The 20,033-nt window shown below is 59.2% G+C and carries 22 protein-coding genes; 21 read left to right on the forward strand and 1 reads right to left on the reverse strand.

All coding sequences use genetic code 11. The annotated features are described in order from the left end of the window. Positions 1 to 159 precede the first annotated feature (159 nt). On the reverse strand, positions 160 to 978 hold the full coding sequence (suhB, locus tag QMX98_RS21160; protein ID WP_008053258.1) for an inositol-phosphate phosphatase: 819 nt from the start codon (positions 976 to 978) through the stop codon (positions 160 to 162). A 145-nt stretch (positions 979 to 1,123) separates the two neighbouring features. On the opposite strand from suhB, the gene trmJ reads away from it, so the two are divergent. From trmJ to QMX98_RS21265, 21 genes are all read left to right on the forward strand, one after another. After that, positions 1,124 to 1,894 carry a tRNA (cytosine(32)/uridine(32)-2'-O)-methyltransferase TrmJ gene (trmJ, locus tag QMX98_RS21165; RefSeq protein WP_010457884.1) on the forward strand — a complete coding sequence of 257 codons (771 nt, stop codon included), beginning with the start codon at positions 1,124 to 1,126 and terminating at the stop codon, positions 1,892 to 1,894. A gap of 2 nt (positions 1,895 to 1,896) precedes the next feature. Then, positions 1,897 to 2,673 carry a serine O-acetyltransferase gene (cysE, locus tag QMX98_RS21170; protein ID WP_010457882.1) on the forward strand — a complete coding sequence of 259 codons (777 nt, stop codon included), beginning with the start codon at positions 1,897 to 1,899 and terminating at the stop codon, positions 2,671 to 2,673. Between the two features lie 225 nt (positions 2,674 to 2,898). Beyond that, positions 2,899 to 3,390 carry a Fe-S cluster assembly transcriptional regulator IscR gene (iscR, locus tag QMX98_RS21175; protein ID WP_007903581.1) on the forward strand — a complete coding sequence of 164 codons (492 nt, stop codon included), beginning with the start codon at positions 2,899 to 2,901 and terminating at the stop codon, positions 3,388 to 3,390. Between the two features lie 50 nt (positions 3,391 to 3,440). Beyond that, positions 3,441 to 4,655, forward strand: a complete 1,215-nt coding sequence (locus QMX98_RS21180) for an IscS subfamily cysteine desulfurase (RefSeq protein ID WP_010457878.1) — start codon at positions 3,441 to 3,443, stop codon at positions 4,653 to 4,655. Between the two features lie 84 nt (positions 4,656 to 4,739). Beyond that, positions 4,740 to 5,126 (forward strand): Fe-S cluster assembly scaffold IscU, encoded by a 387-nt coding sequence (gene iscU, locus QMX98_RS21185; protein ID WP_003443374.1) that lies wholly within the window; start codon positions 4,740 to 4,742, stop codon positions 5,124 to 5,126. A gap of 28 nt (positions 5,127 to 5,154) precedes the next feature. After that, positions 5,155 to 5,478 (forward strand): iron-sulfur cluster assembly protein IscA, encoded by a 324-nt coding sequence (gene iscA / locus QMX98_RS21190; protein ID WP_007903589.1) that lies wholly within the window; start codon positions 5,155 to 5,157, stop codon positions 5,476 to 5,478. An 8-nt stretch (positions 5,479 to 5,486) separates the two neighbouring features. Beyond that, positions 5,487 to 6,008 (forward strand): co-chaperone HscB, encoded by a 522-nt coding sequence (hscB, locus tag QMX98_RS21195; protein WP_010457866.1) that lies wholly within the window; start codon positions 5,487 to 5,489, stop codon positions 6,006 to 6,008. Between the two features lie 51 nt (positions 6,009 to 6,059). Next, a complete protein-coding gene (gene hscA / locus QMX98_RS21200) occupies positions 6,060 to 7,922 on the forward strand; it encodes a Fe-S protein assembly chaperone HscA (RefSeq protein ID WP_083375808.1) in 1,863 nt (620 codons plus the stop codon). Between the two features lie 2 nt (positions 7,923 to 7,924). Further along, positions 7,925 to 8,266, forward strand: a complete 342-nt coding sequence (gene fdx, locus QMX98_RS21205) for an ISC system 2Fe-2S type ferredoxin (protein ID WP_010457863.1) — start codon at positions 7,925 to 7,927, stop codon at positions 8,264 to 8,266. A 14-nt stretch (positions 8,267 to 8,280) separates the two neighbouring features. Continuing rightward, entirely contained in the window at positions 8,281 to 8,481 is a 201-nt protein-coding gene (iscX, locus tag QMX98_RS21210; protein WP_047538086.1) for a Fe-S cluster assembly protein IscX, read from the forward strand. Between the two features lie 92 nt (positions 8,482 to 8,573). Continuing rightward, on the forward strand, positions 8,574 to 8,999 hold the full coding sequence (gene ndk, locus QMX98_RS21215) for a nucleoside-diphosphate kinase (protein WP_010457859.1): 426 nt from the start codon (positions 8,574 to 8,576) through the stop codon (positions 8,997 to 8,999). A gap of 28 nt (positions 9,000 to 9,027) precedes the next feature. Further along, positions 9,028 to 10,170 (forward strand): 23S rRNA (adenine(2503)-C(2))-methyltransferase RlmN, encoded by a 1,143-nt coding sequence (gene rlmN, locus QMX98_RS21220; RefSeq protein ID WP_010457857.1) that lies wholly within the window; start codon positions 9,028 to 9,030, stop codon positions 10,168 to 10,170. 17 nt (positions 10,171 to 10,187) lie between these two features. Continuing rightward, positions 10,188 to 10,946, forward strand: coding sequence for a type IV pilus biogenesis/stability protein PilW (gene pilW / locus QMX98_RS21225; RefSeq protein ID WP_010457854.1), 759 nt, complete (start codon positions 10,188 to 10,190; stop codon positions 10,944 to 10,946). Next, positions 10,946 to 11,989, forward strand: a complete 1,044-nt coding sequence (locus QMX98_RS21230) for a RodZ family helix-turn-helix domain-containing protein (protein ID WP_282411340.1) — start codon at positions 10,946 to 10,948, stop codon at positions 11,987 to 11,989. The genes pilW and QMX98_RS21230 overlap by 1 nt, the downstream gene beginning before the upstream one ends. 3 nt (positions 11,990 to 11,992) lie before the next feature. Beyond that, positions 11,993 to 13,102: a flavodoxin-dependent (E)-4-hydroxy-3-methylbut-2-enyl-diphosphate synthase gene (gene ispG / locus QMX98_RS21235; protein WP_010457850.1), complete on the forward strand. Its 1,110-nt coding sequence runs from the start codon at positions 11,993 to 11,995 to the stop codon at positions 13,100 to 13,102. A gap of 23 nt (positions 13,103 to 13,125) precedes the next feature. Beyond that, on the forward strand, positions 13,126 to 14,415 hold the full coding sequence (gene hisS / locus QMX98_RS21240) for a histidine--tRNA ligase (RefSeq protein WP_010457847.1): 1,290 nt from the start codon (positions 13,126 to 13,128) through the stop codon (positions 14,413 to 14,415). A 42-nt stretch (positions 14,416 to 14,457) separates the two neighbouring features. Continuing rightward, the gene (locus tag QMX98_RS21245) at positions 14,458 to 15,099 is read left to right on the forward strand and encodes a tetratricopeptide repeat protein (protein ID WP_010457845.1); all 642 of its coding nucleotides are present in this window, start codon (positions 14,458 to 14,460) and stop codon (positions 15,097 to 15,099) included. Next, the gene (bamB, locus tag QMX98_RS21250; RefSeq protein WP_042932605.1) at positions 15,092 to 16,243 is read left to right on the forward strand and encodes an outer membrane protein assembly factor BamB; all 1,152 of its coding nucleotides are present in this window, start codon (positions 15,092 to 15,094) and stop codon (positions 16,241 to 16,243) included. Before QMX98_RS21245 ends, bamB begins: the two co-directional genes overlap by 8 nt. 140 nt (positions 16,244 to 16,383) lie before the next feature. Beyond that, positions 16,384 to 17,853 carry a ribosome biogenesis GTPase Der gene (der, locus tag QMX98_RS21255; RefSeq protein ID WP_010457840.1) on the forward strand — a complete coding sequence of 490 codons (1,470 nt, stop codon included), beginning with the start codon at positions 16,384 to 16,386 and terminating at the stop codon, positions 17,851 to 17,853. Positions 17,854 to 17,999: 146 nt separating this feature from the next. After that, a complete protein-coding gene (locus QMX98_RS21260) occupies positions 18,000 to 19,148 on the forward strand; it encodes a pyridoxal phosphate-dependent aminotransferase (protein ID WP_077749337.1) in 1,149 nt (382 codons plus the stop codon). After that, positions 19,136 to 19,927 (forward strand): amidohydrolase, encoded by a 792-nt coding sequence (locus QMX98_RS21265; protein ID WP_010457836.1) that lies wholly within the window; start codon positions 19,136 to 19,138, stop codon positions 19,925 to 19,927. Before QMX98_RS21260 ends, QMX98_RS21265 begins: the two co-directional genes overlap by 13 nt. Positions 19,928 to 20,033: the final 106 nt, after the last annotated feature.

Raw genomic sequence — 20,033 nt, forward strand, 5'->3', positions numbered from 1 at the left:
AGCCTGCTCGCGAAAGCGGTGTATCAGCCACCTCCATTGCTGGATGTGAGGACGCCTTCGCGAGCAGGCTCGCTCCCACAGGGAATGGGTGGTGTGCTTGGGAGCGAATCCCGGGCATAAAAAAAGCACCCCGAAGGGTGCTTTTTTGTGGGCGTTCGCTTAGCGTTTCAGCGAGGCCGGCAGGTGCGGCTGGATCGCCGTCAATACTGCCTTGAAGCACTTGGTGTTGCCTGCAACGACGTGGCCTTTCTCAAGGAAGTCGTGGCCACCGGTGAAGTCGCTCACCAAGCCGCCGGCTTCCTGGATCAGCAGGGCGCCTGCCGCCATGTCCCACTCGGACAGGCCCGACTCCCAGAAGGCGTCAAAACGACCGGCAGCCACGTAGGCCAGGTCCAGGCTCGCCGAACCTGCGCGGCGGATGCCGGCGGTCTGGCCTACCAGGGCGCGGAACATGCCCAGGTAGTTGTCGAGGTTGTCCATCTGGTCGTCACGGAACGGGAAGCCGGTACCCAGCAGGGCGCCGTCCAGGCTGGTGCGACCGCTGACGCGCAGGCGACGACCGTTCAGTTGAGCGCCGCGACCACGGCTGGCGGTGAATTCTTCCTGGCGAACCGGGTCCAGAACAACAGCGTGCTCCAGGCGACCGCGGTATTTGCAGGCGATGCTGACAGCGAAGTGAGGAATGCCGCGCAGGAAGTTGGTGGTGCCGTCCAGCGGATCGATGATCCACAGGTATTCTTCGCCTTCGATCCCGGTGCCGGCGTGCATGCCGGTTTCTTCACCCAGGATCGAGTGATTCGGGTAGGCCTTGCGCAGCGCGTCGATGATTTTCTGTTCGGCGGCGCGATCCACCTCGGATACATAATCCTTGGCGTCTTTTTCGTCGACCTTGATGGTATCCAGGCGCTCGATGGAGCGGAAGATCAATTCACTGGCGCTGCGGGCGGCGCGCAGCGCGATATTCAGCATGGGCTGCATGGATGTGTCACCTAAGGTTGTTAAAGAAAGCCGGGCATTCTATCAGAACTTTTCTACAGGTGAAGGTTGGTGTTCGCTTTCATAGCTTAACGGTAGGATCAACTGTAAGATTCTGCTCCCAAATTTGTGTTCGAGAACGCCTCCCGTGCTGCATAACATTCGTGTCGTCCTGGTCAATACCAGCCACCCCGGCAACATCGGCGGGGCTGCGCGTGCCATGAAGAACATGGGCCTGTCGCGGCTGGTGCTGGTCGAACCGCGGTTGTTCCCGCATCACGAGGCCGATGCCCGTGCTTCCGGCGCCGGGGACATCCTTGAAAACGCGCAAGTCGTCGCCACCTTGGAAGATGCCTTGGTCGGCTGCAATCTGGTGCTTGGCACCAGCGCCCGTGACCGTCGCATCCCCTGGCCGTTGCTCGATCCCCGCGAATGCGGTGTGAAGGTGGTCGAGGAAGCGGCATCGGGTGCCGAGATTGCCTTGGTCTTTGGTCGTGAAGATTCCGGCCTGACCAATGAAGAGCTGCAGCGATGTCATTATCACGTGCACATTCCATCAGACCCTGAGTTCAGTTCGCTGAACCTTGGGGCAGCGGTGCAGGTGTTGAGTTATGAAGTGCGCATGTCCTGGCTCGCGGCCCAAGGCCAGCCGAGCAAGGTCGAGAAGGATGAGGTAGCGTCCACCAAAAGTGGTGAGCTGGCGACCATGGATGAGCTGGAGCGATTCTATGAGCACCTGGAGCAAACCCTGGTAGCCATCGAATTCCTCGATCCGGAAAAACCACGGCACTTGATGGCGCGCCTGCGCCGGTTGTACGGTCGCAGCTCGGTCAGCCGGGCGGAAATGAATATATTGCGTGGCATCCTCACGGAAACCCAGAAAGCGGCCCGTGGCGAGCTTCTAAAGCGGAAGGATTAAAAATGTTCGAGCGTTTGCGTGAAGATATCCAGAGTGTTTTCCATCGTGACCCGGCAGCGCGCAACGCCTTTGAAGTCCTGACCTGCTACCCCGGCATGCACGCCATCTGGATCCATCGCCTGTCATCGGCCCTGTGGGGTATGGGCTGGAAGTGGCTGGCGCGGGTTGTCTCTAACTTCGGTCGCTGGCTGACCGGGATCGAGATTCACCCCGGCGCCAAGGTCGGTCGTCGCTTCTTTATTGACCATGGCATGGGCATCGTCATTGGCGAGACCGCCGAGATCGGCAACGATGTCACCCTTTATCAGGGCGTGACGTTGGGTGGTACCAGCTGGAACAAGGGCAAGCGTCACCCGACGCTGGAAGATGGCGTGGTGGTAGGAGCGGGCGCCAAGGTCCTCGGTCCGTTCACGGTGGGCGCGGGTGCCAAGGTCGGTTCCAACGCCGTCGTGACCAAGGCGGTTCCGGCCGGGGCCACGGTGGTCGGGATTCCGGGGCGGATCATCGTCAAGTCCGATGAAGAGCAGGACGCCAAGCGCAAGGCCATGGCCGAGAAGATCGGTTTCGATGCCTACGGTGTTGGCGAAGACATGCCTGACCCGGTAGCGCGGGCTATCAACCAATTGCTCGATCACCTGCAGGCAGTCGATGGCCGTCTGGAGGGGATGTGCGGAGCGTTGAAGGACCTGGGCAGTAATTACTGTGCGAAAGATCTGCCTGAGCTGCGCGAAGAAGACTTTGCCTGTGTGAAGGACAAGGATCAGAGCCAGGCCAGTTAAACCGCCCCGACCCCTTCACGGGCAAGCCTTGGCGCGACCCCTGTAGGAGCGAGGCTTGCCCGCGAAGAACGATAACGCGGTACTGCTGGCTGTACGCGGCCAGCCTTTGCTATGATGCGCGCGCTCTTTTGCGGGTAATCCTGACTAAAGTACTAGGTCTTATAGTTGACTTAAATACTCGGGAATTGCATACTCGCCCCATTCCGAACTCCGTGGTAATTGTCCATGCGACTGACTACAAAAGGCCGATACGCCGTAACCGCCATGCTCGACCTGGCGTTGCACGCGCAGCACGGGCCGGTGTCCCTGGCCGATATCTCCGAGCGCCAAGGCATCTCCCTGTCCTACCTCGAACAGCTTTTCGCCAAATTGCGCCGCAGCAATCTGGTCTCCAGCGTTCGTGGTCCGGGCGGTGGCTACCAACTGTCCCGCGACATGCAGGGCATCCAGGTCGCCCAGGTGATCGATGCGGTGAACGAATCGGTCGATGCAACCAAATGCCAGGGCCAGGGTGATTGCCATCAAGGCGACACCTGCCTGACCCACCACTTGTGGTGCGATCTGAGCCTGCAGATTCACGAATTTCTGAGCGGTATCAGCTTGGCTGACCTTGTAACTCGCCGTGAGGTGCAAGAAGTAGCCCAGCGTCAGGACCAGCGCCGTTGCAACAGCAAGGCGCCACGCCTGGACAAGATTGAAGCGTCCGCCGTCGAATGACAGCCAGAGAGCAAAGCGGTACGCCAGCCAGCCTGATTAGGAGATAGTCCATGAAATTGCCGATTTACCTTGATTACTCTGCGACCACCCCGGTTGATCCGCGTGTTGCGCAAAAGATGAGTGAATGCCTGCTGGTCGACGGAAACTTCGGTAACCCGGCGTCCCGTTCCCACGTGTTCGGCTGGAAAGCTGAAGAGTCCGTCGAAAACGCTCGTCGTCAGGTCGCTGACCTGGTTAACGCCGACCCGCGTGAAATCGTCTGGACCTCCGGTGCCACCGAGTCCGACAACCTGGCAATCAAGGGTGCGGCGCATTTCTATGCGACCAAAGGCAAACACCTGATCACCACCAAGATTGAGCACAAGGCTGTCCTCGACACCATGCGCCAACTGGAGCGTGAAGGTTTCGAAGTGACCTACCTCGAGCCTCAGACTGACGGCCTGGTTACGCCAGCGATGATCGAAGCCGCCCTGCGCGACGACACCATCCTGGTCTCGGTCATGCACGTGAACAACGAAATCGGCACCATCAATGACATCGCAGCCATCGGCGAACTGACCCGCTCCAAGGGAATTCTGTTCCACGTCGACGCCGCTCAGTCCACTGGCAAGGTCGAGATTGACTTGCAGAAGCTGAAAGTCGACCTGATGTCGTTCTCTGCCCACAAAACCTACGGCCCTAAAGGTATCGGCGCGCTGTACGTCAGCCGCAAGCCGCGTGTTCGCATCGAAGCGACCATGCACGGCGGCGGTCACGAGCGTGGCATGCGTTCCGGCACCCTGGCGACCCACCAGATCGTCGGCATGGGTGAAGCGTTCCGCGTAGCCAAGGAAGACATGGCGGCCGAGAACATCCGTATCAAAGCCCTGAGCGACCGTTTCTTCAAGCAGGTCGAAGGCCTGGAAGAGCTGTACATCAACGGCAGCATGACCGCCCGCGTACCGCACAACCTGAACCTGAGCTTCAACTACGTTGAAGGCGAGTCGCTGATCATGGCGCTCAAGGATCTGGCGGTTTCGTCCGGTTCGGCCTGCACCTCGGCATCGCTTGAGCCTTCGTATGTACTGCGTGCCCTGGGCCGCAACGACGAACTGGCCCATAGCTCGATCCGTTTCACCTTCGGCCGTTTCACCACCGAAGAAGAAATCGACTACGCCGCGCAGAAAGTCTGCGAGGCCGTTACCAAGCTGCGCACCCTGTCGCCGCTGTGGGACATGTACAAAGACGGTGTCGACATTTCGAAAATCGAGTGGGCGGCACACTGATTTCAAGTCGCCGCAAACCGGCCCTGCAAAACCAAGGTTTTCAGGGCTCAAGAGCGACTCTCTGATGAGTGAGGATTAAGAATCATGGCTTACAGCGAAAAGGTCATCGACCACTACGAAAACCCGCGCAACGTCGGCAAGATGGACGCGGAAGACCCTGATGTCGGCACCGGCATGGTCGGCGCTCCGGCGTGCGGCGATGTGATGCGCCTGCAGATCAAGGTCAACGAGCAAGGCATTATCGAAGACGCCAAGTTCAAGACCTATGGTTGCGGTTCGGCGATCGCCTCCAGCTCCCTGGCGACCGAGTGGATGAAAGGCAAGACTCTGGATGAAGCAGAGACCATCAAGAACACTCAGCTGGCCGAAGAACTGGCACTGCCGCCGGTAAAAATTCACTGCTCCGTACTCGCTGAAGACGCTATCAAAGCGGCCGTTCGCGACTACAAGCAGAAGAAAGGCTTGATCTAAGCATTAAGCGACGAGTAAGGAGTCAACGATGGCTATCAGCATGACAGAAGCGGCTGCTCAACACGTGCGACGCTCCCTTAACGGGCGCGGCAAAGGTGAGGGGATTCGCCTGGGTGTTCGCACCACAGGTTGTTCCGGCCTTGCCTACGTGCTGGAGTTTGTCGACGAGGTGGTTGCAGAGGATCAGGTGTTCGAAAGTCACGGCGAGAAAGTGATCATCGACCCGAAAAGCCTGGCCTACCTGGACGGCACCGAACTCGATTTCGTCAAGGAAGGGTTGAACGAAGGCTTCAAGTTCAACAACCCCAACGTGCGCGGTGAATGTGGCTGCGGCGAAAGCTTCAATATCTGAGGCTGCTCGTGGGTACTCCTTGTCATTTCGCTTTATTTGAACTGCAGCCGAGCTTCCGTCTGGATCTCGATCAGTTGGCCACGCGCTATCGTGAGTTGGCGCGCGGTGTTCATCCGGACCGCTTTGCAGACGCTTCCGAGCGCGAGCAGCGGCTGGCGCTGGAGCAATCCGCGAGCCTCAACGAGGCCTATCAGACGCTCAAAAGTCCCCCAAAGCGCGCGCGATACCTGCTCGCTTTGAATGGAGGCGAGCTGCCGCTGGAGGTCACGGTGCATGATCCGGAATTCCTTCTGCAGCAGATGGAATTGCGTGAAGAGCTCGAAGACCTGCAAGACAGCGCCGACCTGGCGGGTGTTGCAGTGTTCAAGCGTCGCCTGAAGACGGCTCAGGATGAACTGAACGAAAGCTTCGCAGCCTGTTGGGATGATGCAGCGCAACGTGAACAGGCCGAACGCCTGATGCGGCGCATGCAGTTCCTCGACAAGCTCACCTACGAAGTGCGCCAGTTAGAAGAGCGCCTCGACGATTAACCCAGTGCCGCTCCGGTCGCACGCCTGATATACAGATAAGTCCTGATAACGATGGCCCTACTGCAGATCGCCGAACCCGGCCAAAGTCCTCAACCGCACCAGCGTCGTCTGGCTGTGGGGATCGACTTGGGCACTACCAATTCGCTGGTCGCTGCGTTGCGCAGTGGTCTTTCCGAGCCTCTGGCCGACGCCGAAGGGCAGGTCATCCTGCCGTCCGCCGTGCGCTACCACGCCGATCGCGTCGAAGTCGGCGAGTCCGCCAAGCTGGCGGCCGCTACCGATCCTTTGAACACCGTGCTGTCGGTCAAGCGCTTGATGGGTCGTGGTCTGTCCGACGTCAAGCAATTGGGCGACCAACTGCCATACCGCTTTGTCGGTGGCGAGTCGCACATGCCGTTCATCGACACGATTCAGGGGCCGAAAAGCCCGGTCGAAGTCTCCGCCGATATCCTCAAGGTGCTGCGTCAGCGTGCTGAAGCGGCATTGGGCGGCGAGTTGGTGGGCGCGGTGATCACCGTTCCGGCCTATTTCGATGATGCTCAGCGTCAAGCGACCAAGGATGCGGCCAAGCTGGCCGGTCTGAACGTGCTGCGTTTGCTCAATGAACCGACCGCAGCCGCTGTGGCTTACGGTCTGGATCAGCATGCCGAAGGCCTGGTCGCGATTTACGACCTGGGTGGCGGTACGTTTGATATTTCGATCCTGCGCCTGACGGGCGGTGTATTCGAAGTCCTCGCTACCGGTGGCGATAGCGCCTTGGGTGGCGATGACTTTGACCACGCCATCGCTGGCTGGATCATCGAGAGCGCCGGCTTGTCCGCCGACCTCGACCCGGGTGCTCAGCGCCATCTGCTGCAAACCGCTTGTGCGGCCAAAGAAGCCCTGACCAATGCCTCGACGGTTGAAGTCGCTTACGGCGACTGGAAAGCGCAACTGACCCGCGAAGCCTTCGATGCGCTGATTGAGCCAATGGTCGCGCGCAGCCTGAAAGCCTGCCGCCGCGCGGTGCGTGATTCCGGCATCGAGCTGGACGAAGTGCACGCTGTGGTCATGGTCGGCGGCTCGACGCGCGTGCCTCGCGTTCGTGAAGCCGTCGCTGAAGCCTTTGGTCGCCAGCCGCTGACTGAAATCGATCCGGATCAAGTGGTGGCCATTGGGGCTGCGATCCAGGCCGATACGTTAGCTGGCAACAAGCGCGATGGCGGCGAATTGCTCTTGCTCGACGTCATTCCGTTGTCCCTGGGGCTGGAAACCATGGGCGGCCTGATGGAGAAGGTGATCCCACGCAACACCACCATCCCCGTTGCCCGCGCCCAGGACTTCACGACTTACAAAGACGGCCAGTCGGCCATGGCGATTCACGTGCTGCAGGGCGAGCGTGAGCTGATCAGCGACTGCCGTTCCCTGGCGCGCTTCGAATTGCGCGGCATTCCGGCCATGGTCGCCGGTGCTGCGAAAATCCGCGTGACGTTCCAGGTCGATGCCGACGGTCTGCTCAGTGTCTCCGCTCGCGAGTTGGGTTCAGGCGTCGAGGCCAGCATTCAGGTCAAGCCGTCCTACGGTCTGACCGACGGCGAAATCGCCAAAATGCTCAAGGAATCGTTCCAGCACGCCAACGACGACAAGGTCGCCCGTGTGTTGCGTGAGCAGCAGGTCGACGCCCAGCGCCTGATCGAAGCGGTGCAGGCTGCCCTTGATGTCGACGGTGAGCGCTTGCTCGACGCCGAAGAGCGCATGGTCATCGAGTTGCAGATGCAGGAACTGACCGAACTGATGAAAGGTACCGATGGTTTCGCCATCGAGCAGCAGACCAAGCGTCTGTCGCAAGTGACCGACGCTTTTGCTGCCCGCCGCCTGGACTCAACGGTGAAAGCCGCGCTGGCGGGGCGCAACTTGAATGAGATTGAGGAATAACGATGCCGCAGGTCATTTTTCTGCCACACGAGAAGTTTTGCCCGGACGGCATGGTTGTGGAGGCTGAACCCGGCATCTCCATCCTCGAACTGGCTCACGAACACCATATCGAGATGGAAAGCGCTTGCGGCGGCGTCTGCGCCTGCACCACCTGCCATTGCCTGATTCGCGAGGGCTTTGACTCGCTGGAAGAGGCCGATGAGCTGGAAGAAGACTATCTTGATAAGGCTTGGGGGCTGGAGCCCCACTCACGCTTGGCCTGTCAGGCAAAAGTCGGGACTGAAGACCTGACCGTCGAAATTCCGAAGTACTCGCTCAACCATGCGGCCGAAGCGCCGCACTGATTCAAGGAAATGTCATGAGTCTGAAATGGGTTGATGTGCTGGAAATCGCGATCCAGCTGGCTGAATCCCGGCCGGAAGTGGATCCGCGTTATGTGAACTTCGTCGATCTGCACAAATGGGTGTTGGCATTGCCGGAGTTCAGTGATGATCCGACCCGCGGTGGCGAGAAGGTACTTGAAGCCATTCAGGCCGCCTGGATCGAAGAAGCAGACTGAGTCTGCGCCGTATGCAGTTAGGCAATACCAAAGAACCCGCGTATAATTCGCGGGTTTAATTTTTCGCAAATTACCGTTTCTGGAGTTACACCATGGCTGTTCAACGTACTTTCTCCATCATCAAGCCTGACGCTGTTGCAAAAAACGTCATCGGCGAGATCACCACTCGTTTCGAAAAAGCCGGCCTGAAGGTTGTAGCTTCGAAAATGAAGCAACTGTCCAAAGCCGAAGCTGAAGGCTTCTACGCTGAGCACAGCGCTCGTGGTTTCTTCGGCGACCTGGTTGCTTTCATGATCTCCGGTCCAGTTGTCGTTCAGGTTCTGGAAGGCGAAAACGCTATCGCTCTGAACCGTGAGCTGATGGGCGCTACCAACCCTAAAGAAGCTGCTGCCGGCACCATCCGTGCTGACTTCGCTGACTCCATCGATGCCAACGCTGTACACGGTTCGGACTCCGAAGCCGCTGCTGCTCGCGAAATCTCGTACTTCTTCGCAGCTACTGAAGTAACCACTCGCTAAGCATTGGCTTATGAGTGAAGGTGAATCCATGACTACATCGACTGTAAAAACCAACCTGCTGGGTCTGACTCAGCTGGAAATGGAAAAATTCTTCGACTCAATCGGGGAGAAGCGTTTCCGTGCCGGTCAGGTAATGAAATGGATTCACCACCTTGGCGTCGATGATTTCGACGCCATGACGAACGTCAGCAAGGCCTTGCGCGACAAGCTCAAGGCTATTGCCGAAGTTCGCGGTCCTGAAGTCGTCAGCGAGGACATCTCCACCGACGGTACCCGTAAATGGGTAGTGCGCGTGGCGTCCGGCAGCTGCGTCGAGACCGTTTACATTCCCCAGGGCAAGCGCGGCACTTTGTGCGTTTCGTCCCAGGCAGGCTGTGCCCTGGATTGCAGTTTCTGCTCCACCGGCAAGCAAGGTTTCAACAGCAACCTCACCGCCGCTGAAGTCATCGGCCAGGTGTGGATTGCCAATAAATCGTTCGGCAGCATCCCGGCGACCGCCGACCGTGCCATCACCAACGTGGTGATGATGGGCATGGGTGAGCCGCTGCTGAACTTCGACAACGTCGTGGCCGCCATGCATCTGATGATGGATGACCTGGGCTACGGGATCTCCAAGCGCCGCGTGACCCTGTCCACTTCGGGCGTGGTGCCGATGATCGATGAGCTGTCCAAGCACATTGACGTCTCCCTGGCGTTGTCGCTGCACGCACCAAACGACGCATTGCGTAACCAATTGGTGCCGATCAACAAGAAATATCCGCTTAAGATGCTGCTCGAGTCGTGCCAGCGCTACATGTCGTCCCTGGGCGAAAAGCGCGTGCTGACCATCGAGTACACTTTGCTCAAGGACATCAACGACAAGGTTGAACATGCCGTTGAGATGATCGAGTTGCTCAAGAACATCCCGTGCAAGATCAACCTGATTCCGTTTAACCCGTTCCCGCATTCCGGTTACGAGCGCCCGAGCAACAACGCGATTCGCCGTTTCCAGGATCAGCTTCACCATGCCGGCTTCAATGTCACCGTGCGCACCACCCGCGGTGAAGACATCGATGCCGCGTGTGGCCAATTGGTAGGGCAGGTGCTGGATCGCACCCGTCGCAGCGAACGTTATATCGCCGTGCGTGAGTTGAACGCCGAGAACGATATGGCTCAAAACGCTGCGGAATAAATCAAGAGAGGATCTCTATGTCCCTGCGCTTTGCGCTGCTTTTGCTGTTGGCCAGCCTGTGTGCTGGTTGCGTCCTGTCGGGCGATTTCAACCCGATGAAAACCAGCAAAGGTCGCGATGAAGCGCGTGCTGCCTATGTGCAACTGGGCTTGGGATACTTGCAGCAAGGCATGACCGAACGGGCGAAAGTGCCGTTGAAGAAAGCCTTGGATCTGGATGACTCGGACCCGGATGCCAATGCGGCGCTTGGGTTGGTGTTTCAGGCTGAAATGGAACCTGAACTGGCAGACCAGCACTTTCGCAAGGCGCTGTCTTCCCGCCCCGACGATGCTCGAATCCTGAACAACTACGGCAGCTTTCTTTTCGAAGAAAAACGTTACAAAGAGGCTTACGAGCGCTTTGAACAGGCCGCCGCCGATACCCTGTATCCTGAGCGTTCGCGGGTGTTCGAGAACCTGGGCATGACCGCTTCGAAGCTGGGTCAGCGTGATCTGGCCCAGCAGCAACTGGAAAAAGCCCTGCGTTTGAACCGCCAACAACCGCGTGCATTGCTGGAAATGGCTGAGTTGTCCTTCGAAGACAGGCATTATGTGCCCGCGCGTGACTATTACGATCGTTTTAGCCTGCTCACCGAGCAAAATGCACGTAGTCTATTGCTCGGCGTTCGGCTGGCAAAAGTGTTTGAAGATCGCGACAAGGCCGCCAGTTTTGGCCTGCAACTAAAACGACTCTATCCCGGTACGCCGGAATATCAGCAATACCTGTCGGAGCAATGATGAAAGCGGCGCATCCCGAAGTTGTAGCAGCGAATCGCGTTAACCCCGGTGAGACTTTGCGCCAGGCCCGCGAAAGCAATGGCTGGTCGCTGGCTGAAGTGGCCCTCAAGCTCAACCTCACCGTTAATTCCTTGAGTAATCTGGAAGCCGGCGCTTTCGACAAGCTGCCGGGGCACACCTTTGCTCGCGGTTATATTCGCGCGTATGCCAAATTGTTGGGCATGGACCAGACCGTTCTGGTCCAGCAGTTCGACCAATCCACCGGCACCGACTCCCAGGGCAGCAACGTCCACAGCCTGGGGCGTATCGAAGAACCGGTTCGGGTTTCCCACACTATTTTGCGCATTGTCAGCCTGCTGTTGCTGATCGCAGTGATTGGCGGTGGTTTTGTCTGGTGGCAGGATCAAACCTCCCAGCGCACCAAGGACCTGATCACCCCGAGCCCGGAACACGTCGAAGTCGAAGGCGCGGATGGCACCACCCAGATCCATCCGCTGGACGAGCCGGAAGACCAGGCCGTCGCGGAAAGTCAGGTTGACGGGGCAACCGCGTTGGCGTTGCCGCAAGCCGAAAACGCCACTGAAGCACCGGCCGGGACTGAAGCCACTGCGCCTGCCGCCGCGCCGACTGCCCCCGCTGTCCCAGCGCCTGCTGCACCGGCGCACAGCACCGCTCCGGTTGTCGCGACTCCCGTAGCGCCGGCTCCGACGGCTCCTGTTGTATCAACTCCGCCTGCAAGCGCTTCGGTGACGCCGACCATCCCCGCTCCAGCACCGGCAGCACCGGCAGCTCCGGTTGCCGGCCAAGGTCAGGTTCAACTGCAGTTCACCGCCGATTGCTGGACGCAAGTGACCGATGGCACCGGCAAAGTGCTGTTGAGCGGTCTGAAGCGTAAAGGCGAAAGTGTTTCCGTCAGCGGCAAGCCGCCGTTTGCCGTGCGTCTGGGCTTCGCCCGTGGCGCGCAGGTCAGCTACAACGGGCAGGCGGTTGATGTCGCTCCGTTCACCAGTGGCGAGACTGCTCGCCTGAAGTTGGGTCAATAAGTCATGCACGGCGAATCTCCAATCAAACGTCGCGAATCCCGCAAGATCTGGGTCGGTAACGTGCCCGTCGGCGGCGATGCGCCCATCGCTGTTCAGAGCATGACGAACAGCGACACCAATGACGTGGCCGCCACCGTGGCCCAGATCAATCGTCTGGAAGCCGCTGGTGTCGATATCGTGCGGATTTCCGTGCCGGACATGGACGCCGCCGAAGCCTTCGGCAAGATCAAGCAATTGGTCAAGGTGCCGTTGGTTGCCGATATCCACTTCGACTACAAGATTGCGCTGCGCGTCGCCGAACTGGGCGTTGATTGCCTGCGGATCAACCCGGGCAACATCGGTCGTGAAGACCGCGTGCGCGCGGTGGTCGATGCCGCCCGTGATCGCGGGATCCCGATCCGCATCGGCGTCAACGCCGGTTCCCTGGAAAAAGACCTGCAAAAGAAATACGGCGAGCCGACCCCGGCGGCGCTGGTCGAGTCTGCCCTGCGTCACGTCGAGCACCTTGAACGCCTGAATTTCCAGGACTTCAAGGTCAGCGTGAAGGCCTCCGACGTGTTCATGGCCGTCGCCGCCTACCGCCTGCTGGCCAAGGAAATCGTCCAGCCGCTGCACCTGGGCATCACCGAAGCCGGTGGTTTGCGCTCAGGCACGGTGAAATCCGCCGTGGGCCTCGGTATGCTGCTCGCCGAAGGGATTGGCGATACTATTCGCATCTCGTTGGCGGCCGACCCGGTCGAGGAAGTGAAAGTCGGCTACGACATTCTCAAATCCCTGCACCTGCGTTCCCGTGGCATCAACTTCATCGCCTGCCCGAGCTGCTCGCGGCAGAATTTCGATGTGGTCAAAACCATGAACGAACTGGAAGGGCGCCTCGAAGATCTGCTGGTGCCGCTGGATGTCGCGGTCATCGGTTGCGTGGTCAACGGGCCGGGTGAAGCCAAGGAAGCCCATATCGGCTTGACCGGCGGCACGCCAAACCTGATTTACATCGACGGCAAGCCGTCGCAGAAACTAACGAATGACAATCTGGTGGATGAGCTTGAACGCTTGATCCGCCAGAAAGCGGCCGAAAAGGTCGAAGCCGACGCGGCAGTCATCGCCCGCGGCTGATCGAACGAATTTAAGGATTTATAGTGAGCAAGTCTCTGCAAGCCATACGTGGCATGAACGACATCCTGCCCGAACAGACCCCGCTGTGGCGTCATTTCGAGGGCACCGTCTCGCGTCTGCTGGATAACTACGGTTACAAGCAGATCCGCATGCCGATCGTCGAGTTCACCGAGCTGTTCAAGCGCTCTATTGGTGAAGTGACCGACATCGTCGAAAAAGAGATGTACACCTTCGACGACCGCAACGGCGATTCCCTGACCCTGCGCCCTGAAGGCACGGCGGCCTGCGTGCGTGCTGTGCTCGAGCACGGCATCACCGGCGGTGGTCAGGTGCAGAAACTTTGGTACATCGGCCCGATGTTCCGTCACGAACGTCCTCAAAAAGGCCGTTATCGCCAGTTCCATCAGATCGGTTGCGAGGTCTTCAACCTCGACGGTCCGGACATCGACGCCGAGCTGATCGTGCTGACCTGGCGCCTGTGGGGCGAGCTGGGCATCCGTGATGCGGTCAAGCTTGAGCTCAACAGTCTGGGCACCGCCGAGTCCCGTGCTCGTTATCGCGAAGCGCTGGTCGAGTTCCTCTCGTCCCGTCTGGACAAGCTGGACGAAGACAGCCAGCGTCGTCTGAAAACCAACCCTCTGCGGGTGCTCGATACCAAGAACGCCGACACGCAAGCCGTGCTGGTCGATGCGCCGAAAATGGCCGACTACCTGGACGAAGAGTCCCGTGTGCACTTCGAGGGCCTGAAGGCTCGTCTGGACACCGCCGGCATTCCTTACGTGATCAACCCGAAGCTGGTTCGCGGGCTGGATTACTACAGCAAGACCGTTTTCGAATGGGTCACCGACAAGTTGGGCGCCCAGGGCACCGTGTGTGCCGGTGGTCGTTACGACGGTCTGGTGGAGCAGATGGGTGGCAAGCCAACCCCGGGCGTCGGTTTCGCCATGGGTATCGAGCGCCTGGTGCTGTTGCTTGAAACCCTGGAGCAGATTCCGGAAGAGATCTCTCGTCAGGTCGACGTTTACCTCTGCGCCTTCGGAGAAGCCGCCGAGCTGGCCGGTCTGGCCCTGAGTGAACGTGTACGTGATCAATTGCCCAACCTGCGCCTGCAAGTCAATGCCGGCGCGGGCAGCTTCAAAAGCCAGTTCAAGAAGGCCGACAAGAGCGGTGCGCTGTATGCGCTGATCCTCGGTGACGACGAAATGGCCCAGCAAGTGGTAGGTTTCAAACCCCTGCGTGGCCAGGGCGAACAACAAAGCATTGCCTGGGATGCGCTTGCTGCACACCTGGCCACCTGCGTCGTGCAGGGTTGAAGCTGTCATAAACAGCCGATTTAGCGATTAAGGAGTATTGGGGTGTCGAGTACCGAAGACGAAAACCTGGCAGATTTGAAGGACTGGTGGACACGCAACGGCAAGCCCCTGGTCACTGGCGGCCTGTTGGCGCTGGTCATCGTGTTCGGCTGGCAGGCCTTTCAGAAGTATCAGAGCAATCAGTCGCAAGGCGCCTCGATTCTCTATCAGCAATTGCTCGAAACCACGCTGACGCCTGACGGCAAGCCCGATGCCGCCCGTGTTTCGGACCTGGCCGGCAAGCTCAACAGCGAGTTCGGCGGTAGCGCCTATGCACAGTACGGCAGCTTGTTCGTGGCGAAAGTCGCGGTCGACAGCGGCAAGCTGGACGACGCGGCCACCGAGCTGAAAGCCATCGTGGCAAAACCGGCCAACCCGGCGCTGGGCGAAATCGCCCGTCAGCGTCTGGCGCAGGTACTGGCGGCGCAGAACAAGGTCGATGAGGCCCTGAAGCTGCTCGAAGGCGATGCTGACAAGGCATTCCTGGCCACGCGCGAAGAACTCAAAGGCGACCTGCTGGTGCAGTTGGGTCGTACCGACGAAGCAAACACGGCGTATCAAAAAGCCAAGGCGGCACTGTCGGATGAAGCGGCGGTCGGTGGCCTACAAATCAAGCTGGACGACCTGGCCAAAGGGGATGCGTGACGTGATCCGTTGGAAACATGCAGCATTGCTGGCTCTGGCCATTTTGGCCGCGGGTTGCAGCAGCAACAGCAAAAAAGAATTGCCACCGGCCGAGTTGACCGACTTCAAAGAAGAAGTGGTTCTGCAAAAGCAGTGGAGTCGTTCGATCGGTGACGGTCAGGGCGAAACCTACAACATGCTGGTTCCGGCGATCGAAGGCGATACCATCTATGCTGCCGACGTCACCGGTGTGGTGATGGCGCTGGATCGCAGCAACGGCGACGTCAAATGGAAGAAGGACCTTGAACTGCCTGTTTCCGGCGCCGTTGGCGTGGGTTACGGTCTGGTCATGTTCGGCACCATCAAGGGCGAAATCGTTGCTCTGGATGCGATCAATGGTGAAGAGAAATGGCGCGCTCGCGTGTCCAGCGAAGTACTCGCACCGCCGGCCAACAACGGTGACGTGGTTGTGGTTCAGACTCAGGACGACCGTCTGATTGGTCTGGATGCCGCCACCGGCACCCAGCGCTGGTTGTATGACAGCACGCCTGCGGTCCTGACCTTGCGCGGCACCAGCGCACCGATCGTCACCAACCGCCTCGCGGTGGCTGGCCTGTCGACCGGTAAAGTGGTCGCTCTCGATATTTCCAACGGCGTGCCGGTGTGGGAACAACGGGTCGCGATTCCACAAGGTCGTTCGGAACTGGAGCGTGTGGTCGATATCGACGGTGGCCTGCTGCTGTCCGGCGAAACGCTGTACGTCGCCAGCTACCAGGGTCGCGTTGCGGCACTGGACCTGCAAAGCGGTCGTCAGCTCTGGCAGCGTGATGCTTCCAGCTATGCCGGCGTCGCGCAGGGTTTTGGCAGCGTCTACGTGAGCCTGTCTTCGGGCACCGTTGAAGGCGTCGACGAACGTTCCACCACAGCCTTGTGGAGCAACGATTCGCTGGCTCGTCGTCAACTGTCGGCTCCGGAAGTGTTCTCCAGCTACGTTGCAGTCGGCGATATGGAAGGCTACCTGCACCTGCTGAGCCAGGTGGACGGTCGTTTCGTCGGCCGCGAGCGCATCGACAGCGACGGCCTGCGTGCCCGTCCGCTGGTGGTGGGTGACACGATTTATGTATATGGCAACAGTGGCAAACTGGAAGCCCTGACCATTAAGTAAAGGTTTGACTATGCTTGGGGTTTAACCCCCAGGCGGCCTTGTTCTGCAAGGCTTGCGGCGCCTTCAAGCGCTGCCCCGAGCACCAGCCGCTGCCTCGCAGCGGCTTTTGTATTTTCTGAAATAACGAAGTGGAGAGCCGCATGGTTCCCGTAATCGCCCTGGTGGGCCGACCGAACGTCGGCAAGTCCACCTTGTTCAACCGCCTGACCAGGACTCGCGACGCCATCGTCGGCGACTTGTCCGGTCTGACCCGTGATCGCCAATACGGTGAGGCCAAGTGGCAAGGGCGTTCCTACATTCTGGTCGACACCGGCGGTATCTCCGGTGACGAGCACGGTATGGACGAAAAAATGGCCGAGCAGTCGTTGCTGGCCATTGAAGAAGCGGATGTCGTTCTGTTCCTGGTAGATGCCAAGGCCGGTTTTACCGCCGCCGACCAGATGATCGCCGAGCATTTGCGCAAACGTAACAAGCGTTCCTACGTGGTTGCCAACAAGGTCGACAACATCGACCCTGAAATGGCCCGCGCCGAGTTCGCCCCGTTGGGCATGGGCCACGCGATTCCGATCGCCGGCGCCCACGGTCGTGGCATCACCCAGATGCTGGAAATCGCCCTGAGCGACTTCCCGAAAGACGATGACGAACAGGAAGAAGGCGAAGAAGAGATCGTTGCCGAAGGCGAGGAAGCCAAGCGCATTCCTGGCCCTAGCGAAAAAGACGGGATCAAGATCGCCATCATCGGCCGCCCGAACGTCGGCAAGTCGACCCTGGTCAATCGCATGCTCGGTGAAGACCGGGTTATCGTCTATGACGAGCCTGGTACCACTCGCGACAGCATCTACATCCCGTTCGAGCGTAACGACGAGAAGTACACGCTGATCGACACCGCCGGTGTGCGCAAGCGCGGCAAGATCCACGAAGAAGTCGAAAAGTTCTCCGTGGTCAAAACCCTGCAAGCGATCAAAGACGCCAACGTGGTGATCTTTGTGATGGACGCCCGTGAGGGTGTGGTCGATCACGATCTCAACCTGCTGGGCTTCGCCATTGAGTCGGGTCGTGCGCTGGTGATCGCGATCAACAAGTGGGACGGCATGACGCCGAGCGAGCGTGACTTCGTGAAGGTCGAGCTGCAACGTCGACTGTTCTTCGTCGACTACGCCGACATCCACTTCATCTCGGCCCTGCACGGTACGGGCGTGGGCAACCTCTATGCCTCCGTACAGAACTCGTTCAAGTCCGCGGTTACCCGCTGGCCAACCAACCGCCTGACCACGATCCTGGAAGATGCGGTCAGCGAGCATGCGCCGCCGATGGTCAACAACCGCCGGATCAAGCTGCGTTATGCCCACTTGGGTGGTGCGAACCCGCCGATCATCGTGATCCACGGTAACCAGATCGAGAAGGTGCCGAAGTCTTACGTCCGTTATCTGGAAAACACTTACCGTCGTGTCTTGAAGCTGGTCGGTACGCCGATCCGCATCGAGTTCAAGGGCGGCGAGAACCCGTTCGAAGGCAAAAAGACCACGCTGACCGACCGTCAGGTCAACAAGAAGCGTCGCATGATGTCGCACCACAAAAAGGCCGACAAAAAGCGCCGCGATAAGAAATAGAAGCAGCTTTAAGTATCAAGCTGCAAGCTTCAACTCACTGCAGAAAAGGGCTCAAGTCAGAGCCCTTTTTTGTGTCTGATGGTTTGTTGCTTGACCACTTGCAGCTTGCAGCTTGAAACTTGCAGCTCACCTGCAAGGGGCTACCGATGATCACCAGTAAGCTGCCGAATGTCGGCATCACTATCTTCACTCAGATGTCTCAGCTCGCGGCGCAAACCGGGGCGATCAACCTGTCCCAGGGGTTTCCTGATTTCGATGCGCCGCAAGCCCTGTGCGATGCGGTCGGTCGGCACATTGCCAATGGCCACAACCAATATTCACCGATGACCGGCCTGCCGGCGCTGCGTCAGCAGATTTCGGCGAAGATCGCCCGCACCTACGGCGTCAGCGTGGATGCCGACCATGAAGTGACGGTCACTCCCGGTGCCACCCAAGCGATCTTCTGTGCGATTCAAGCGGTTATCCACAGCGGCGATGAAGTGATCGTGTTCGATCCGTGCTACGACAGCTACGAGCCGTCGGTGGAGCTGGCCGGTGGGCGATGCGTGCATGTGCAACTGGGTCTGAATGATTTTTCCATCGACTTCGAGAAACTCGCCGAAGCGATTACGCCGCGCACGCGGATGATCGTGCTGAACGCTCCGCATAACCCGAGTGGCGCGCTGATCAGCCGTGCCGAGCTGGACCAGTTGGCAGCGTTGATTCGGGATCGCGACATCTACATCGTCAGTGACGAAGTCTACGAACACCTGGTCTTCGACGGCGTGCCTCACGTCAGCGTGCTGAATCACGAAGAGCTGTATCAGCGCGCCTTCGTGGTCAGTTCTTTCGGCAAGACCTATCACGTCACCGGGTGGAAAACCGGCTACGTGGTCGCACCGCCGGCGCTCACCGCCGAGCTGCGCAAGGTTCACCAGTACGTCAGTTTCTGCGGCGTGACCCCGCTGCAATACGCCTTGGCCGACTTCATGGCCGAACATCCTGAACACGTCGAAGAACTGCCGGGTTTCTACCAGGCCAAGCGCGATCTGTTCTGCGATCTGCTGGCATCGTCGCGTTTCAGCTTCAAGCGCGTGACCGGCACGTATTTTCAGTTGGTCGATTATTCGCAGATCCGCCCGGACCTCAATGACGTCGAAATGGCGCTGTGGATGACCCGTGAACATGGCGTGGCGAGCATCCCGATCTCGGTTTTCTACCAGACACCGCCTGAAGGCCAGCGCCTGGTGCGCTTGTGCTTCGCCAAACGCGAGGAGACGTTGCGTGAAGCAGCGGCAAAACTATGCGTGATCTGAGTGCACTGCCCAATCTGAACGTCGCGCTGATCCAGACCACCCTGGCCTGGCACGACCGTCAGGCCAACCTGGAGCATTTCGAGCCATTGCTTGAGCAGGCTCGCGGGGCGGATCTGATCATTCTGCCGGAGATGTTCACCACCGGTTTTTCCATGGAATCGCAGACCCTCGCCGAAGCGGAAAACGGTCCGACCAGCAAATGGCTACGTGTCCAGGCGGCGAAACTTGATGCGGTGATCACCGGCAGCGTCATCGTCCAGGCCGCTGATGGCAGCCACCGCAATCGACTGTTGTGGGCGCGGCCGGACGGGGAAGTCTGGCACTACGACAAGCGTCACCTTTTCCGCATGGCCGGTGAGCACAACCACTACACACCGGGCGAGCGCCAGGTGCAGTTCGAGCTCAAGGGCTGGCGTGTGCGGCCGCTGATTTGCTACGACTTGCGTTTCCCGGTCTGGAGCCGCGATGCACAAGACACTGACTTGCTGCTCTACACCGCCAACTGGCCCGGCGCGCGTCGTCAGCATTGGAACCGTTTGCTGCCAGCGCGGGCGATTGAAAACCTGTGCTACGTGGCGGCGGTCAATCGCATCGGTACCGACGGCAAAGGCTTTGCTTACACCGGTGATAGTCAGGTGCTGGATTTCCAGGGTGAGACATTGCTCAGTGCCGGCGAAGCCGATGGCGTGTTCCAGGTCGTGCTGAATGCGGCGGATCTGCAAGCCTATCGCACACGGTTTCCGGCGAATCTCGATGCTGATACGTTCGAGTTCACCTGATATCTCGGCAGCCTGAGCCGGCCTCATCGCGAGCAGGCTCACTCCCACAGTGGATCGCGTGAATAGAGATTTTGTGTGCACCCGAAGCCTCCTGTGGGAGTGAGCC

This window comes from Pseudomonas sp. PS02303, assembly GCF_029959925.1.
Taxonomy (GTDB): Bacteria; Pseudomonadota; Gammaproteobacteria; order Pseudomonadales; family Pseudomonadaceae; genus Aquipseudomonas; species Aquipseudomonas mandelii.

What these genes read in the sequence shown, in the direction of transcription:
- suhB (WP_008053258.1), bottom strand. Translation starts at nt 978, where the DNA reads ATGCAGCCCATGCTGAATATCGCGCTGCGCGCCGCCCGCAGCGCCAGT.
- cysE (WP_010457882.1), top strand. Translation starts at nt 1,897, where the DNA reads ATGTTCGAGCGTTTGCGTGAAGATATCCAGAGTGTTTTCCATCGTGAC.
- iscR (WP_007903581.1), top strand. Translation starts at nt 2,899, where the DNA reads ATGCGACTGACTACAAAAGGCCGATACGCCGTAACCGCCATGCTCGAC.
- QMX98_RS21180 (WP_010457878.1), top strand. Translation starts at nt 3,441, where the DNA reads ATGAAATTGCCGATTTACCTTGATTACTCTGCGACCACCCCGGTTGAT.
- iscU (WP_003443374.1), top strand. Translation starts at nt 4,740, where the DNA reads ATGGCTTACAGCGAAAAGGTCATCGACCACTACGAAAACCCGCGCAAC.
- iscA (WP_007903589.1), top strand. Translation starts at nt 5,155, where the DNA reads ATGGCTATCAGCATGACAGAAGCGGCTGCTCAACACGTGCGACGCTCC.
- hscA (WP_083375808.1), top strand. Translation starts at nt 6,060, where the DNA reads ATGGCCCTACTGCAGATCGCCGAACCCGGCCAAAGTCCTCAACCGCAC.
- fdx (WP_010457863.1), top strand. Translation starts at nt 7,925, where the DNA reads ATGCCGCAGGTCATTTTTCTGCCACACGAGAAGTTTTGCCCGGACGGC.
- iscX (WP_047538086.1), top strand. Translation starts at nt 8,281, where the DNA reads ATGAGTCTGAAATGGGTTGATGTGCTGGAAATCGCGATCCAGCTGGCT.
- ndk (WP_010457859.1), top strand. Translation starts at nt 8,574, where the DNA reads ATGGCTGTTCAACGTACTTTCTCCATCATCAAGCCTGACGCTGTTGCA.
- rlmN (WP_010457857.1), top strand. Translation starts at nt 9,028, where the DNA reads ATGACTACATCGACTGTAAAAACCAACCTGCTGGGTCTGACTCAGCTG.
- pilW (WP_010457854.1), top strand. Translation starts at nt 10,188, where the DNA reads ATGTCCCTGCGCTTTGCGCTGCTTTTGCTGTTGGCCAGCCTGTGTGCT.
- QMX98_RS21230 (WP_282411340.1), top strand. Translation starts at nt 10,946, where the DNA reads ATGAAAGCGGCGCATCCCGAAGTTGTAGCAGCGAATCGCGTTAACCCC.
- ispG (WP_010457850.1), top strand. Translation starts at nt 11,993, where the DNA reads ATGCACGGCGAATCTCCAATCAAACGTCGCGAATCCCGCAAGATCTGG.
- bamB (WP_042932605.1), top strand. Translation starts at nt 15,092, where the DNA reads ATGCGTGACGTGATCCGTTGGAAACATGCAGCATTGCTGGCTCTGGCC.
- der (WP_010457840.1), top strand. Translation starts at nt 16,384, where the DNA reads ATGGTTCCCGTAATCGCCCTGGTGGGCCGACCGAACGTCGGCAAGTCC.
- QMX98_RS21260 (WP_077749337.1), top strand. Translation starts at nt 18,000, where the DNA reads ATGATCACCAGTAAGCTGCCGAATGTCGGCATCACTATCTTCACTCAG.
- QMX98_RS21265 (WP_010457836.1), top strand. Translation starts at nt 19,136, where the DNA reads ATGCGTGATCTGAGTGCACTGCCCAATCTGAACGTCGCGCTGATCCAG.